Raw genomic sequence first — 15,062 nt, 5'->3', positions numbered from 1 at the left:
CTAACAAGAAAATTACTGGCAGGTGATTGGGATGGTACAAAAGAAGGATAAAGACAGTGGGGAACACAGCACACAACCCGAGCAGGCTAAGCCTGATAAGACACAGAATGTAAAGAAAGTTAAACCGGTCAAAATCAAAAAAGAAGGGATACATAAAAAGCCTTTCAAATTTGATCGAAGTAAGATCAGGTTTGATTGGATCAAAGTGGATTGGTTGAAGAAACAACTGAAGAATCGTGATTGGAAAGGGCTTGGAGGCAATTCATTCAAACAGATTAGAAAAGTGAATCCGGTCAAATCTGTAGGGGTTAAACTATTTTTAATCTTTTTTGCAGCTATTATGATTGTTGTTATTAGTTTGGGTCTATTATCCTATGCAAAGGCTAAAAATACGATCGAGGCTAATGCATCGAGAGCTAATCAGGAAACAATTGACCAAACCAAACAGAAGCTGGATATTATTTTGGAGCGTTTTGTGGATACGTCTACACAGATCTTCTTTGATCCAGAGATGCAGTCTTTGCTTCAGAAAATGTCAGATCCGAATCTGACGGCATATGATACGTTCGTCAATTCGAGTTCAATTAATAAACAGTTATCGAATGTAGCTTTTACAAACAAATCCATGGAAGCGATTTATTTGGTGCCGACAGATGAATCTAAATCGGTTATGGGCACAGGGAACAGCAGTTCAACGATGGGAAGCGTGCGTCAGGAATCATGGTATACGGACCTCGTAGCACAGGGTGGGTACCGCTGGCTCCCGACACAAGAGAAGACCGATGGCACAACACAGACTTTCCGAATTGCACGTTCGATGAAGAACCTGCAAGGTACAACACAGTCTTATGTACTGATTATTGAGTTGAAACTGGAAGTGCTGGAGGAGCAACTGAAATCACTGGATCTGGGGGCAGGCTCGGTCATTCAATTGATTGCTCCGGATAACAAAGTCGTTGCTTCGTCTATGGCAGGACGTGCAGGAAAAGAAACGGAACTTGCCTTTGTGAAAGATTTGAAAGAGCCTGCAGGAAGTACAAATACCGAATATGATATCGATGGCAAATCGACGAATATGCTGGCTGTATACAGTACGCTGGATTCATCTGCGTGGAAGATGGTGGGTATGGTTCCCACTTCAATGCTGGTTAAGGATGCCAAAGGCATCTTGACAATGACCTTGTGGATGGCACTTGCATTTGCAGCTCTTGCTGTGGTCATCGGCGTCTGGATGGTTCGTATGATTGCTCGTCCGCTCAGCGGATTGAAAGATCTGATGCAAGAGGGCGCAAAAGGAAATCTGAAAGTGCGCACTCCGTATAGTTCCCAAGATGAGATTGGACAGCTATCCGCTGCATTTAATACGATGATGGAACAAATTACGAAGCTAGTCGAGCAGACTAATCGTTCTGCACAGGAAGTATTGGATACAGCTTCAGAACTGAGCAATGCTTCGAAGAAAACAGCTGTATCTGCTTCCGAAATTGCTGTAGCTACCGAAGAAATTGCTGGTGGTGCAGGCAGTCTGGCAACGGAAGCGGAACGAGGCAATGAGTTGACGGATAATATCTCTCGTCAGATGGAAAGTGTGATTGCAGCCAATGAAGAGATGGGCAGTTCTGCCCGTCATGTGGAGAAATCCAGTCAAACGGGAACTCAGCATCTGAATCAGTTGATGACCAAAACGCAGAAGACCGAAGAAATGATTGGAGCGTTGGTTAACAAAGTTGATTCGTTAAAAGAGAGCACATCCTCTGTATTGAAAGTACTGGATGTTATGCAAAATATTACGAAGCAGACCAACATTTTGTCTCTGAATGCAACGATTGAAGCAGCGCGGGCTGGTGCAGCTGGCCGTGGTTTTATGGTCGTAGCGGATGAAGTGCGTCAACTCGCTGCCCAATCCAGACAGTCCATTGATATGGTTGGGGAAATTACCGACAAAATCATGTCAGAGATGAACGAAACGGTAAAAGCTCTGTCCGATGCATATCCTTTGTTTAAGGAACAGATGGATGCTGTCAAAGATACCAATGTGATCTTTGCTTCTGTACAGGAACAGATGGGTGCTTTCGTGCAACGTCTGGGTATGGTCACAGGCTCCATTGGAGAATTGAGCAAATCTCAAGCAACGTTGTCTGAAGCGATGAGCAATGTCAGCGCTGTTGCTGAAGAATCCTCGGCAACTTCAGAGGAAGTGGCTTCCTTGAGCAGTGAACAGCAAAACATCAGCAATCAACTCGTCAGCCTTTCTGGCAAGCTGGAGAATGTATCGACGGAATTGAAAGAAACGCTCTCACGTTTTACTGTGTAACCAGCAGACAACAAGCTGCAAATTACAAACGAACCTGCCTCTTCATCGAGGCAGGTTTTCTTTGGTTTTCCGGATAATTCCAGACAGGACAACGCATAATACACGAAAACGGTAAGGGTGGAACAGGTGTGCAGTTGCAACTTGTGTGGAAACGTCGTATAGCCATAATTAGCGCCGGACTTACTCTTCTCTTCGCAGTATTGGTGCTGAGGCTAGGCTGGGTTCAAATGGTTCAAGTGAACCGAATCATGCCCGGGTTTCAGCGAACCGTGCGTGAGATGTCAGTGCTGCAACGTGAACGTGGTGTGATGCTGGATTCCGGACGTGGACAGTTTACGGATGTCCATGGCCGTCCATTGACAGGGAAGCTGCAATGGGGGCTTGTGCTTTATTCATCCAGTGGGAAAAGTGAGCATGATCTCAAGCTCAAACAACTGTCCTCCTTCCTTCATACAGATGTGAACCAGTTAAAAAGGGAATGGCATAAGGAGGGAACGCCACATCTTTGGACCGGAGGCGGTTCAGAGCCTATTTTATTAACGGATGCCCAAGTTGTAAATGTACGGAACCTGCACCTCCAAGGAGCTGATGTGTACCCTGTTATGAGGAGGTATTTCCCAGAGGCTAGTGGAAGCCAGTGGCTGGGTTATCTCAATGAATCTCCCAAAGATGATGGGAAGCTTAGCAGACATCAAGATGAAGTAAAACAGCCTTTTGCCATGAAATCGGGAGCATCTGGACTGGAAAGAACGCTGGAGCCGTTGCTAAGAGGTATAGGCCCAACGTTAATAACTCGTATGGTATCAGGCAATGGGCAGGTCATTCCAGAGGTGGAGCCGCGCGTAATTGCTCCTAGGAATTCGCACTATCCATTAGTGGTGGAAACCACGATTGATGCACGTATACAGCAAGGCATCGAAGAATTATCAGAAGCAGCCGGGCTGAAGGAAGGAGCCATAGTGGTTCTTGATACTGCAAATGCAGATGTACGCGCAATGGTATCCGTACCCTTTTACCAACCGCAACATGTCGATCCACTGCAATCCTCCTGGGGGAATCGAGCGATACAGGCGGCTGTACCCGGCTCTATTTTCAAGATCGTAACGGCTGCAGCAGCCCTGGAAAATCAGGTTGTTTCTCGTGATGAGAAGTTCCACTGCGAAGGAGCTTATGGAAAATATGGTCTTTCCTGCTGGAAGGAGCATGGGCATGGAGAATTGAATTTAGAAAAGGGATTCGCGGAGTCATGTAACATTGTGTTCGCTGAAACTGCACGTAGACTGCACATGGAGCAATTGGAACAAACTGCTGATCGCCTGGGGCTTGCACGTTCTGTCGGCTGGCAAGCACAACATATCGGCGGGATGCCGGTATTAAAACATTTTGACCATGAAGAATCTGGACGCATTCGAACCAATGCTGTAGAGTCTGCAGACGAAGGAGCCAAAATTCAAACAGCCATTGGACAGCGGGATGTTCTGGTCACTCCGCTACAAGCAGCAAACCTGATCGTGACATTATTGCATGATGGAAAAGTAAACGCCCCTCGGCTGGTACAACGAATCAGGTACGCGGATGGAGGTACGATGCTGGACATGCCTTTACATGCATCTCCTTCAGCAGAAGGACAGATTTCTCCGGCCACAGCTCATCTGCTGTTAAGGTGGATGAATACCGTGGTACGGGAGGGAACAGGAAAATCCCTGCAACACGCGAGATGGCACGTCGCAGGGAAGTCAGGGACAGCTCAGGTACAACAACAAGGAAAAGCGAGAAACAACCAATGGTTCATAGGATATGGGCCCGTAGAGAAGCCGAGATACGCTGTTGCTGTGTTGGTACAGAATGTCTCTCCAGAAGCTTCCCATCAGGCTACGGCTCTATTTCGCAAAGTCATGGACTATCTGGCAGAGTGCTCGTGATTTTTCAGCGGGGAAGGATTACGAGCATGCCATCTACTGATGTTCTGTTCTCTCTGAAACATCAGGGACAGGAGCATCAACCACCAAAGGTGACGATTCGAATTCGTCAGTGGGCAGATGAATCCATTTTTGCAGATAACCTTGCTGCAGGAGTTCCTTTAACAAAATCAGAAGTATAGGAGATAACACGACGCCTGCAAGTCCGAAGATCGACAGGGAAATTAACATAAACGAAAGCATCAAATAAGCAGAGGAAACACCGATGGAATTTCCTGAAATTTTAGGTTCCAACAGTTGCCGCGTCAGCATGGTCACAGCCAAAACCACAATCAAGCCAATCGCAAGTGTACTGTTGCCCACGATAAACAAATAAACAATCCACGGAATAAATATCACTGGAACACCGAGCAACGGCACCAGATCAAAGATGGCGCAGACAGCTGCGATGGTAAAGGCATTGGAGGTTCCCAGAATCAACAACCCCGCATATATCAATACAAAAGTAATAAGCATCATGATCAATTGTGCCTTCATATAGGAACGGATCGTTTTGAACACGTGAGTGCGCATAAATTCATTCGCCGTTTTTAATGTTTTAGGCGTTTTGGCACGAGCAAACTTACGCCAGGATTCAATCTCAATACTGAGAAAAAATGCCAGAATGATCGCGATCCCGAAGTTGGTAATAAATGTGGAGAATGAGCTGAGAAAGCCGATGATGAACTGTGCTCCACTAGTGACCCACCGGGATAGAATTCCGGACAGTGTGGCAAAATATTCGTTTACTTTATCCAGTATTCCGTCAGGAAGAGCATTGGACTTATCCTGGATGAGCATAACCAGATTCGTGAATTCACGCTGGATCATCTCAACATAAACCGGAAAATTGAGCTGAAGATCCGATATTTGTGAAATGATAAAAAAGCCTAGACCGAAAAAGGCAGCCACAATGACTCCTAGAAACAATAATACAGATATGGCGGTTCCAGCTGTTTTGGGCAATCCTTTTCGGTGAAGGAATTTGGCTAACGGCTCAATCATCCAAAAGACAATAAATGAAAGAAAAACGGGCGCAGCAATATGATACAATTTACTAAAAGCAAACATGATCACATACACGGTTAACACGAGCAGAGCGATATCAAACACGGTGCGCCCGTACTTTTTATAAAGCGGCAACATGGGCATAGACTCCTTTACAGGCAGAAATTAGATTGTATTCATTGTACATGATAGTGGGGATTAGAGGAAACAGCATTTAATAAAAGAACTAACTATGATAAAATTAAAGGCGGTTTATTTTAGAAAGTGCCGTATGGCCGTAAATTAGCAGGAGAAGTGGGGAATCGACATCATGACAACGATGCTTCAGAGTATTTTACTGTGGTTATTGTATCTGTCCTCTTTTTATGCTTTTATTCCGAGTCTGATCAGCAGACTTTTCGGATTTCGTGTGTTCAGGAGGGGGAAAAGTGAGACACACTATGCCCTGACATTTGACGATGGGCCCGATCCTTTGTATACACCCCGGTTGCTTGAACTGTTACGTAAGTACAATGTGAAGGCAACTTTTTTTGTCGTGGGAGAACATGCGGCAAGTCATCCGGAGTTAATCAGACGTATGCATGAGGAAGGACATTTAATCGGAATTCATAATTATATTCACAAAACAAACTGGTTGATGCGTCCACGAACGGTTCGGGATCAGATCGATCGGACAGGTCAGATTATTCAAGAAATCACGGGTGAGAAAACCTGTTATTATCGTCCGCCCTGGGGCATTATGAATCTGTTTGATTTTTTCAGCAAAAAAGATCGCAAGATCATTCTGTGGTCTGCCATGTTTGAGGACTGGAAATGTAGCGTCGGTGCGGAGCAATTGAAAAGACGTATGCTCGACAAATTAAAGGGCGGAGAGGTTATGTTGCTCCATGATCGAGGCACAACCTTAGGAGCGGATGCACACGCGCCAGAGCAGATGCTGGAGGCGCTGGAGGCCGTACTGCAGGAAGCCGAGCGATGTGGCTTGGAAAGTGTACGTGTGGACACGTTGATGAATGGTAACTCAATAACAGATTCATCATCAATGGTTTTACGGCAAGAAGTCGAGCCCCGCTTGAAGCTGAAACTTTGGAAACGTGCCGTGGTTGCTTTGTGGTTAGGATGGGAAAAGCTGTTTCACTGGGCATACCATCTGCGAGCCGCTTCTCCTAAAAATACGATGCTCCATTTTCGTTCCCGTGTGTACCACGGTGCGCGAGTTGAGATGGAACATGGTTATGTGATGCAGAACGGAGATCCGATTATAGAGCTACATTTTGACAATCAAACATTATTCGAACTTGGTGTTACATCCCGTTCAACGATGCATTTAGCGATTCGTATGATTCGTGCGATGGAACAACAACTGCCAGACCTGGCACAGGTTGTTGCTGCCGATCCTGAATTACGTTCGGCAAAGGCACTCTATGGCGTGAGCATGATTAACCGTGGTCCTGAAAAATTTGGATTCACTGTGCAAGAGCTGGCACCAGGCCCGTTCAGCTTGGCCACCAGGTTATATCTAAGGCTGTTGCTTAGCGTTATTCATCCGGCAGGGCAAAAGCGCTTGAAACAGCGTACAGATCAATTGGTGCCTAAAATGATTGTGATGCCTGTCGAGGAACTATTGAAACGTTATGGACAGCAACATCATACGGTCGCTTCAGGTGTAACTGAACAAGCAGAAGACGATTCCTTTGTTATAGAAAATGAGGTTTTGACGGAACAGAATTGAATTCATTGATGAGGACTGAATTCTCTGATGAGGGTGTAACGTACTTATACACGAATTTAATTATTCATTGAATAACGCAATTTTTTGAGCAGAGCGGTTTGTACGCACTTTTGATTCAAAAAAAGGATGGGCTATGCCAGCGTGGCAGAGCCCATCCTTTTGGTTTTTATATGCTTGTTTCAGTATTTGTGGCTTCTTCAAGCAAACTAGATTTTCAGTACGCCACCGTTGCTTGCATTGGTTACAAGTTTGGAGTAGCGAGCCAGCAAGCCGGTTTTGACTTTTGGTTCAAAACCTTTCCAGTTCGCACGACGAGCTTCGAATTCCTCATCGCTAATTTGCAACTCAATCGTACGGTTGTTGAGATCGAGTTCGATGATATCTCCTTCTTCAACAAAGGCAATCGGACCGCCTTCCGCTGCTTCCGGAGAGATATGGCCGATACTGATTCCGCGGGATGCGCCGGAGAACCGTCCATCCGTAATCAGACCGACTTTGGCACCAAGTCCCATACCTACGATCTGGGAAGTTGGAGCGAGCATTTCAGGCATACCTGGTCCGCCTTTTGGTCCTTCATAACGAATAACTACGACATGTCCTTCTTTAACTTTCCCGTTAGCGATGCCTTCAAGTGCTTCTTCCTGGGAGTCGAAACAGATCGCAGGGCCTTTGTGGTATCCGCCAACCGAAGCATCTACAGCGCCCACTTTAATGATTGCACCTTCTGGTGCGAGGTTACCGAACAATACAGCCAGTCCGCCTTTTTCGGAGTGCGGGTTGTCCAGCTTGTGGATTACGTTTGTATCTTTGATCTCCTGGCCTTCCACGTTTTCACGGATCGTTTTACCTGTAACCGTAATACAGTCCGCGTGGATTGCGCCCGGTTTCTTGAGCAATTCATTCAGAACCGCACTTACACCACCTGCATTGTGCACATCCTCGATGTGCAGGTCAGAAGCTGGTGCCAGTTTCGCCAGATGCGGAACGCGGTTAGCAACTTCATTGATACGCTCGATCGGATACTCAATGCCAGCTTCGTGTGCCAGAGCAAGTGTGTGAAGTACCGTATTTGTGGAACCGCCCATCGCCATGTCGAGAGCAAACGCATTGTCAATGGCTTCTACAGTTACGATATCGCGTGGTTTCAGATCCAGTTTGATCAGTTCCATCAGTTGTTTCGCCGATTGTTTAACAAACTCGCGGCGCTCTGGAGCAACAGCCAGAATGGTTCCGTTACCCGGCATAGCCAGTCCCATCGCTTCTGCAAGACAGTTCATGGAGTTCGCGGTGAACATACCGGAGCATGATCCGCAAGTTGGGCAACCAAACTGTTCAAGCTCAAGCAAGCTCTTGTCGTCGATTTTACCGGCCTGGAATGCACCTACGCCTTCGAATACGGAAGTGAGGGAAAGGGCTTTACCGTTGCTGTCACGGCCAGCTTTCATCGGTCCACCGCTTACGAACACGGTAGGGATGTTGCAGCGGAGTGCGCCCATCATCATACCTGGTGTAATTTTGTCACAGTTCGGGATACAAACCATGCCGTCGAACCAGTGAGCAGATACAACCGTTTCTACGGAATCCGCAATAATGTCACGGCTTGGCAGGGAGTAACGCATACCGATGTGGCCCATCGCAATTCCGTCATCAACCCCGATGGTGTTGAATTCGAACGGAACGCCGCCGGCTTCACGGATGGCATCTTTAACAATTTTACCAAACTCCTGCAAGTGAACATGACCAGGTACGATATCGATGTACGAGTTACATACCGCGATAAACGGCTTGCCGAAATCCTCTTCTTTTACGCCCGCTGCACGGAGCAAACTCCGGTGTGGTGCGCGGTCAAACCCCTTTTTGATCATATCGGAACGCATTTTATTGGCTGACATGGTGTATTCCCCCCAAAACTATAATATTGAGCAACATGAATGGAAAAATAAATGGCAGTGCATCTGTCGTTTAATTTCATCCGTACTCTAAAAAAATAACCCGTGGGCTGGTGTCTGGCTCCCCGTAGTTTGTGAATTTCTTTGCTGCTTTAAACCCGTGAACACCCGGTTTTTCTATAGAGTCTATCACAACCATCGTCATATTTCTACATTCAATAGACATATAGAAAAGAAGCCACTATTCCATTGACATGGAGTTTGGCTTCTGAATTGAGATCAAAGCAGGTTCACTTCAAATCGTATACGCCTTTTATAAGCTGAATTTAACTACTTCCGCCTTTACGACCAATTTCGCGATAAAATTCTTTGCTATGGTTTTCAGAAGTCGCTTCTCCGCCCTTACGTCCGATTTCCTTGTAGAAATCTGCATCATGAGCGTCGGAAGTCGCTTCACCACCTTTTTTACCAATGGTCTGGTAGAAGCTCCGGTCATGGTTTCTCGATGTGGCTTTCCCGCCTAACCGTCCGGCTTCTTCCCTGCTCATCTTGCGTTCTGACGTCTGCCCTCGTGCCATTACAAATCACTCCTTACCATAATAAGTTGTTTTTTGCACCGTGTATGCTGAATTACCACAGTTTTTCCAGTATGAAACAACTTAAATGGAAACGGTTGGATATTAGAAAAGAGTAAAACTTCAGGCAGAACGCTTGAAAACACCATGTCGATGAATTGAAATCCGTGAGATGTCCGGCTCAATGAGTACTTTAAAGGTATGCCGTACAAGCGGGTGGGCCAGAGTAACCGAGAAGAGCACAGCAACACCAAGGATAACCGGGATGAAGAGTGCGCTACCCATATAACTGTAGATCCCTGACCAGATCGCAAGCCGTACAAGGAATCCGTGTAAAAGGAAGACGTACAAAGTACGACGACCTAGGTCGGTCAGTTTGGAGGTCAAATTTGGAACCCAGGCAAGGAAAAGCGTGGCGGATATGATCTCCAGCAGATATATGCCAAGTCGGAAAATCCCGGCATACCACTCCTGATGCCCCAATTCAGCATAAGTCTTGCTTCCAAACAGCCATCCTTGCGGAATGTTCAAACCGCCATATGCAATATAGATCAGCAGAGCAACTGATAGAATAGCGCCTGCTCTGCGGCCCCAGCCGGGGAGCAGGCGAGCACGGATGGCTGCACCATAGTCATATCCGATGACGAAAAATGGCAGAAATACAAAGGTGCGGCTACAGCTGAGCCAAAAACCGTCGACAGGCAAGTAACCGGCAATAACTCCCAGCGCGATTGAAGCAATCAACCGATATACAGGTTTCCAGGAGATGGTGAGCCGGACAAGTAACCTCCAGCAGAAATGGCTGGCAAGGAACCATAGCAACAGGTACGGTGCAAAGAAGGATAAGCGCATATGAGGTGTATGAAACACGGTCGCATCCATCAATGCATATAACGTTTGGAACAGAAGATATTGAAGTGCAATCTGTTTCAGCACGTTGCGCCCCGAGACACCCTGGATAGAAGGTTTGGCAAAATATCCGGTCACCCAAACGAACAGTGGCATATGAAACGTATAAATCCACAGAAACAATGCCTCTGCTCCAGCAAAGCGGGTAATGAGTGGTTCCAGTGCATTTCCCGCAAGTACGCACACAATTAACATAAAGCGAAGATTGTAAAAGAAAGATTCCTGATCATGTTGAATCAGTATCTGTTTTTTCATGATGTAACCCCCTCGAAAACTTCGTTGAAAAGTTTATCTGCATTCGTTATATACATCTGTACTAAGGTTAATATGGATTCACTCCAATAATTGTGATTTAATTCACATTAGTAAACGTTATCTTTTCTCAAAGATGTGACAACAAAAAGAATGCTTCGGGATTGACAACGGTTGCATACGGGATGACAATGGTAGAAGAAGATGAGCTAGTCAATATTAAGGAGGAAGGCAATATGTCAACGAGTCCCTTTCAAAGCCCTGATATTATTACATTCGGGGAGAGTATGGGGTTGCTGACGGCCAGAGATACGAGAGGGCTTGAATATGCAGCTACACTGGACAAGACGTTCGGAGGTGCTGAAAGCAATCTGGCCATTGGCGTAGCACGCCTTGGACATTCCAGCGGCTGGTTTGGACGGCTTGGCAACGATCCGATCGGAAACATGATTCTAAAAGCTATTCGCGGCGAAGGTGTGGATGTATCCCGGGCCAAATTAAGTGATCATGAACCTACAGGTCTGATGATTCGTGAGAACGCTTCCGGGAAAGCTTCGGTGCATTATTATAGGAAGTTATCCGCGGCCAGTGCGATGACACCGGATGATCTAGATCCGGAATATATTGCCGGGGCCAAGATTTTGCACGTCACAGGTATTACTGCAGCGATTAGCGAATCAGGTCTTTCTACGGTTGAAGCCGCCATACATATTGCCAAGCAGGCAGGGGTGAAAGTGAGCTTCGATCCGAATCTGCGCCTGAAGCTTTGGTCAGCAGAGAAGGCTCGCCCTGTATTACTACGTTTGGCTGAACAGGCTGACTACTTTTTACCAGGTTTGGATGAGATGAAGCTGTTATATAACGAAGAAAGCGATGAGAAGGTGCTTGAACGCTTGGCTGCCATGGATGCCGTGTGCATTGTTAAGGGTGGGCCTGATTTGACCTACGTACTTGCGGATGGTACCCTAACGGAAGTTCCGTACTTTAAAGCAGATCAGGTTCTTGATACTGTCGGAGCTGGAGACGGATTCTGTGCAGGTTTTTTAGCTGGCCTGTTAAAAGGCTACACTCCGCAGGAAGCGACCCGGCTTGGTAATTTGAACGGATCAATGGTTATTCAGGCCGTCGGGGATTGGGAAGCACTCCCGACATGGGCACAGGTCGAGGCCAAGCTGAATAATGTTGCTCACGTCGAGCGTTAAGTCGCGTTAAAATCAGGATGACTCATCTTCGTTCTTTAAAAATGTAAAGTTTGTATACACAACCACCACATGAACAAGGGAGAGAATGAAATGAAGAAGCTTCAACTGTTGCAAAAGATGACGGACAATGGTGTGGTGGCGGTTCTGCGCGCAGATTCAGCTGACCAGGTCATTGCGATGGCCGAGCAGGCAATCGCGGGTGGGATCAAGGTGATCGAAATTACGATGACCGTTCCGGGTGCGCTCAAAGCGATCGAAAAATTAAGCCGTGTGTATCATTGGAATACGCAAGATCCGGAGAAATTCGCGATTATTGGCGCAGGAACTGTGCTTGAGGCGCAAACGGCGAGAGCTGCGATTATGTCAGGTGCCGAGTTTGTCGTAGGACCATCTCTTAACCCTGAGACCGTTCAGATGTGTAATCTGTATCGCGTGCCGATCTTGCCGGGTGTGATGACCATTGCCGACGTGCAACGTGCACTGGAGCTTGGCGTGGATATTATCAAGCTGTTCCCTGGCAACCTGTATGATCCATCCATTATCAAAACGATGAAAGGCCCTATGCCACAGGCGAACTTCATGCCAACAGGCGGTGTGTCTTTGTCCAATCTGGGTGAGTGGATCAAAGGTGGAGCAGTAGCTGTCGGCATCGGCTCTGATCTGACGTCGGAAGCTGTGAAGACGGGAGATTTGAGTCATGTCCGCCGCAAAGCGGAACAATATATGGAAGCTTATCGCAAAGCCAAGGCTGAATAATGTTTCAAGATGGAAGGGAGCCTGCGGCAAGCAGGCTCCCGCTTCCATAAGCCGAGGTAATTTGCGGAAGTGCAGAAAGGTGAATGATGTTGAGAAATCGTTATCATACGGGGCGCAAGAAGAGGGGCATTGGCAAGTTTCTGCTCGTACTTTTGGCGCTCATTGTTATTGGTTGCGGATATGTTGCATGGAAGTTGCTCACGCCTTATGGCCCGCAGGAAGCAGCACAGGCTGCGATGGAAACTTCTGATGGGGTTACCGTCAGTGAGCAGGAGAACTGGATCGATTTTAAGCCGGATAAACCTAAAGCAAATGGAAAAAGTGTACTTTTCTATCCTGGCGGATTAGTTAAACCGGAAAGTTATGCTCCTCTTGCTCACGAGCTCGCTGCAGCTGGTCATCATACCATTATTGCTAAGATGCCGGTAAACTTGGCTGTAATCAAACCCGATCTGGCCGATGATATTTTGGCAGCGTACCCTGAAGAGCAGTTCGTCATGGGTGGTCACTCGTTAGGGGGCTCCATGGCTGCACGATATGTAGTGGCACATCCAGATGCCCTTCACGGCATTTTTTTCCTGGCGTCCTATCCGGATGAAAAAGGAAGTGTGCAGAAGCTGGATATTCCGGCCTTATCCATTCTCGGCACGAATGATGGCGTTGTGAATATGACCAAGTATCAGGCAGGACGCATGTATTTGCCACCAGATACCGTGTATTACACCGTTGAAGGAGGGAACCACGCTCAGTTTGGTGACTATGGTCATCAGAAGGGAGACGGCGAGCCGTCAGTTAGTGAAGAAGATCAGTTGAAGCAGACGGTCAAAACGTTGTTATCTTGGTTAGATACCATCAAGTAGTCTAATTTTCAGCGGAGGTGAAGGTCAATGGCTTTGCTACAGGTGCAGGGAGAGAAGATTCCCTGCAGGGCAATTCTGTTTGACAAAGATGGCACTTTGCTGGAGTTTCTTCAATTATGGGGCCCATGGGCTGAGAGTATGCTTGTGCAGATGCAAGCATATATGCGGGAACGAGATGCCTCTTTTACCGTGGAACTTGAAAAGGTGCTGGGTACGGTTCATGATTCGGAAGGCCATCTCAGCGGATACGATGTGCAAGGGCCGCTTGCCATTGCAACTGTAGATGAGTGTACCGGCTGGCTGGCAGGACAGCTCTATGCTGCGGGTACGCCATGGAACGAAGCCATTACAACGATACGCCAGTTTTCGAGCATAGCGATGAAGTCTGTAAGAGAGCGGAAATCCGCTGAACCCATGCCTGGATTACTGGACTTACTGCAACGTTGTAAGGAAGCAGGCATTCAGCTTGCAGTGGTGACTTCCGACAGTACATCAGCGGCTGAGACACATCTGGACTGGATGGGCATCCGTTCCTTTTTCAGTTCGATAGTAGGCTGTGACCGGGTAACGCGAGGCAAACCCGATGGTGAATCATTCCTGCTGGCTTGCCGGGAATTAGCGGTTGATCCTCATGAGGCTGTAGTCATTGGGGACAGCAACGGGGATATGCAAATGGGACGCCATGCAGGAGCGGCATATACTTTGGGGTTCTGCCTTCAAGTAGACCAAGGTGTGCATTTGCATGATGCGGACGCCGTCATTCGTCATTATGATGAGTTAGGTATTGTGTTATAGATCCTGCTCTATGTTCGTAAGTATAAGGGAAATCAAAGGAGGAGAGAGGATGAACGCAACAGAGCAACTGGCTGCCTGGATTCAGGAAAGCTCACGCATTGTTTTTTTCGGAGGAGCCGGAACTTCAACGGAAAGCGGAATTCCCGACTTTCGCTCGGCTGCGGGACTGTACCAGACGGAGCAACACTCCCCTTATCCTCCAGAGGAACTGTTAAGCCGACATTTTTTTGATCAGCACGCCGATATTTTTTATGACTTCTACCGGGGGAAAATGCTTCATCCCGATGCGGAACCGAATGGTTGTCATCGTTTACTTGCCAGGCTGGAGCAGGAGGGTAAACTTCACGCTGTCATTACGCAAAACATCGATGGTTTGCATCAAAAGGCAGGCAGCAGTCATGTGCTGGAGCTTCACGGTTCCGTTCATCGCAATGCTTGCATGGATTGCAAACAGTTCTATTCGCTACATGACATTATGCAATCGAAAGAGGTTGTACCCCGTTGCTCGTCATGCGGAGGTGTGGTCAAGCCAGATGTGGTCCTGTACGAAGAAGAACTGGATCAGGCAACGTTGTATCATGCCATCGACGCCTTGTCTTCAGCAGATTTACTGCTTGTAGGCGGGACTTCGCTGACGGTATATCCAGCAGCACAATTAATTACGTATTTTCAGGGAAAACACACCGTTCTCCTGAATGCCACACCAACCGCTTATGATCACCGGGCAGACTTGTTGATTACAGAGCCGATTGGCGAGGTAATGAAGGGTGTAGACCGGCTTATTGGTTGATACAAAGTTGTGAACCGGCTTT

The 15,062-nt window shown here is 47.2% G+C and carries 11 protein-coding genes and 1 pseudogene; 8 read left to right on the top strand and 4 right to left on the bottom strand.

The window, feature by feature from the left end; genetic code table 11:
• The first annotated feature begins 31 nt into the window (after positions 1 to 31).
• Positions 32 to 2,314, top strand: coding sequence for a methyl-accepting chemotaxis protein (locus Q9R46_RS23995; RefSeq protein WP_311282074.1), 2,283 nt, complete (start codon positions 32 to 34; stop codon positions 2,312 to 2,314).
• A gap of 248 nt (positions 2,315 to 2,562) precedes the next feature.
• Positions 2,563 to 4,236, top strand: a complete 1,674-nt coding sequence (locus Q9R46_RS23990; RefSeq protein ID WP_397386415.1) for a peptidoglycan D,D-transpeptidase FtsI family protein — start codon at positions 2,563 to 2,565, stop codon at positions 4,234 to 4,236.
• Between the two features lie 33 nt (positions 4,237 to 4,269).
• On the opposite strand, the gene Q9R46_RS23985 is transcribed toward Q9R46_RS23990, so the two are convergent.
• Positions 4,270 to 5,418, bottom strand: a complete 1,149-nt coding sequence (locus Q9R46_RS23985) for an AI-2E family transporter (protein WP_311282072.1) — start codon at positions 5,416 to 5,418, stop codon at positions 4,270 to 4,272.
• A gap of 172 nt (positions 5,419 to 5,590) precedes the next feature.
• Here Q9R46_RS23985 and Q9R46_RS23980 point away from each other — a divergent pair, with 172 nt between their 5' ends.
• Positions 5,591 to 7,012, top strand: a complete 1,422-nt coding sequence (locus tag Q9R46_RS23980) for a polysaccharide deacetylase family protein (protein ID WP_311282071.1) — start codon at positions 5,591 to 5,593, stop codon at positions 7,010 to 7,012.
• A gap of 206 nt (positions 7,013 to 7,218) precedes the next feature.
• Here Q9R46_RS23980 and ilvD read toward each other — a convergent pair whose 3' ends face one another.
• From ilvD to Q9R46_RS23965, 3 genes and pseudogenes are all read right to left on the bottom strand, one after another.
• Positions 7,219 to 8,904, bottom strand: a complete 1,686-nt coding sequence (gene ilvD / locus Q9R46_RS23975; protein WP_145332657.1) for a dihydroxy-acid dehydratase — start codon at positions 8,902 to 8,904, stop codon at positions 7,219 to 7,221.
• Between the two features lie 326 nt (positions 8,905 to 9,230).
• Positions 9,231 to 9,479: pseudogene (locus tag Q9R46_RS23970) on the bottom strand (KGG domain-containing protein); the annotation flags it as partial.
• Between the two features lie 120 nt (positions 9,480 to 9,599).
• Positions 9,600 to 10,640 carry an acyltransferase family protein gene (locus tag Q9R46_RS23965; RefSeq protein WP_311282070.1) on the bottom strand — a complete coding sequence of 347 codons (1,041 nt, stop codon included), beginning with the start codon at positions 10,638 to 10,640 and terminating at the stop codon, positions 9,600 to 9,602.
• Between the two features lie 233 nt (positions 10,641 to 10,873).
• On the opposite strand from Q9R46_RS23965, the gene Q9R46_RS23960 reads away from it, so the two are divergent.
• The 5 genes from Q9R46_RS23960 (at position 10,874) to Q9R46_RS23940 (ending at position 15,040) form a co-directional block, all read left to right on the top strand.
• On the top strand, positions 10,874 to 11,839 hold the full coding sequence (locus Q9R46_RS23960; protein WP_311282069.1) for a sugar kinase: 966 nt from the start codon (positions 10,874 to 10,876) through the stop codon (positions 11,837 to 11,839).
• A 90-nt stretch (positions 11,840 to 11,929) separates the two neighbouring features.
• Positions 11,930 to 12,595 (top strand): bifunctional 2-keto-4-hydroxyglutarate aldolase/2-keto-3-deoxy-6-phosphogluconate aldolase, encoded by a 666-nt coding sequence (locus tag Q9R46_RS23955; protein ID WP_090915508.1) that lies wholly within the window; start codon positions 11,930 to 11,932, stop codon positions 12,593 to 12,595.
• 83 nt (positions 12,596 to 12,678) lie between these two features.
• Positions 12,679 to 13,455, top strand: a complete 777-nt coding sequence (locus Q9R46_RS23950) for an alpha/beta fold hydrolase (RefSeq protein WP_145332653.1) — start codon at positions 12,679 to 12,681, stop codon at positions 13,453 to 13,455.
• 27 nt (positions 13,456 to 13,482) lie between these two features.
• Entirely contained in the window at positions 13,483 to 14,250 is a 768-nt protein-coding gene (locus tag Q9R46_RS23945; protein WP_311282068.1) for an HAD family hydrolase, read from the top strand.
• Between the two features lie 49 nt (positions 14,251 to 14,299).
• Positions 14,300 to 15,040: an NAD-dependent protein deacylase gene (locus Q9R46_RS23940; protein ID WP_311282067.1), complete on the top strand. Its 741-nt coding sequence runs from the start codon at positions 14,300 to 14,302 to the stop codon at positions 15,038 to 15,040.
• Positions 15,041 to 15,062: the final 22 nt, after the last annotated feature.

The organism is Paenibacillus sp. RRE4 (genome assembly GCF_031844205.1).
In the GTDB taxonomy this organism is placed as follows: domain Bacteria; phylum Bacillota; class Bacilli; order Paenibacillales; family Paenibacillaceae; genus Paenibacillus; species Paenibacillus xylanexedens_B.
The sequence above is the reverse complement of the archived record's forward strand: the minus strand, read 5'-3'. Positions and strand labels throughout refer to the sequence as shown.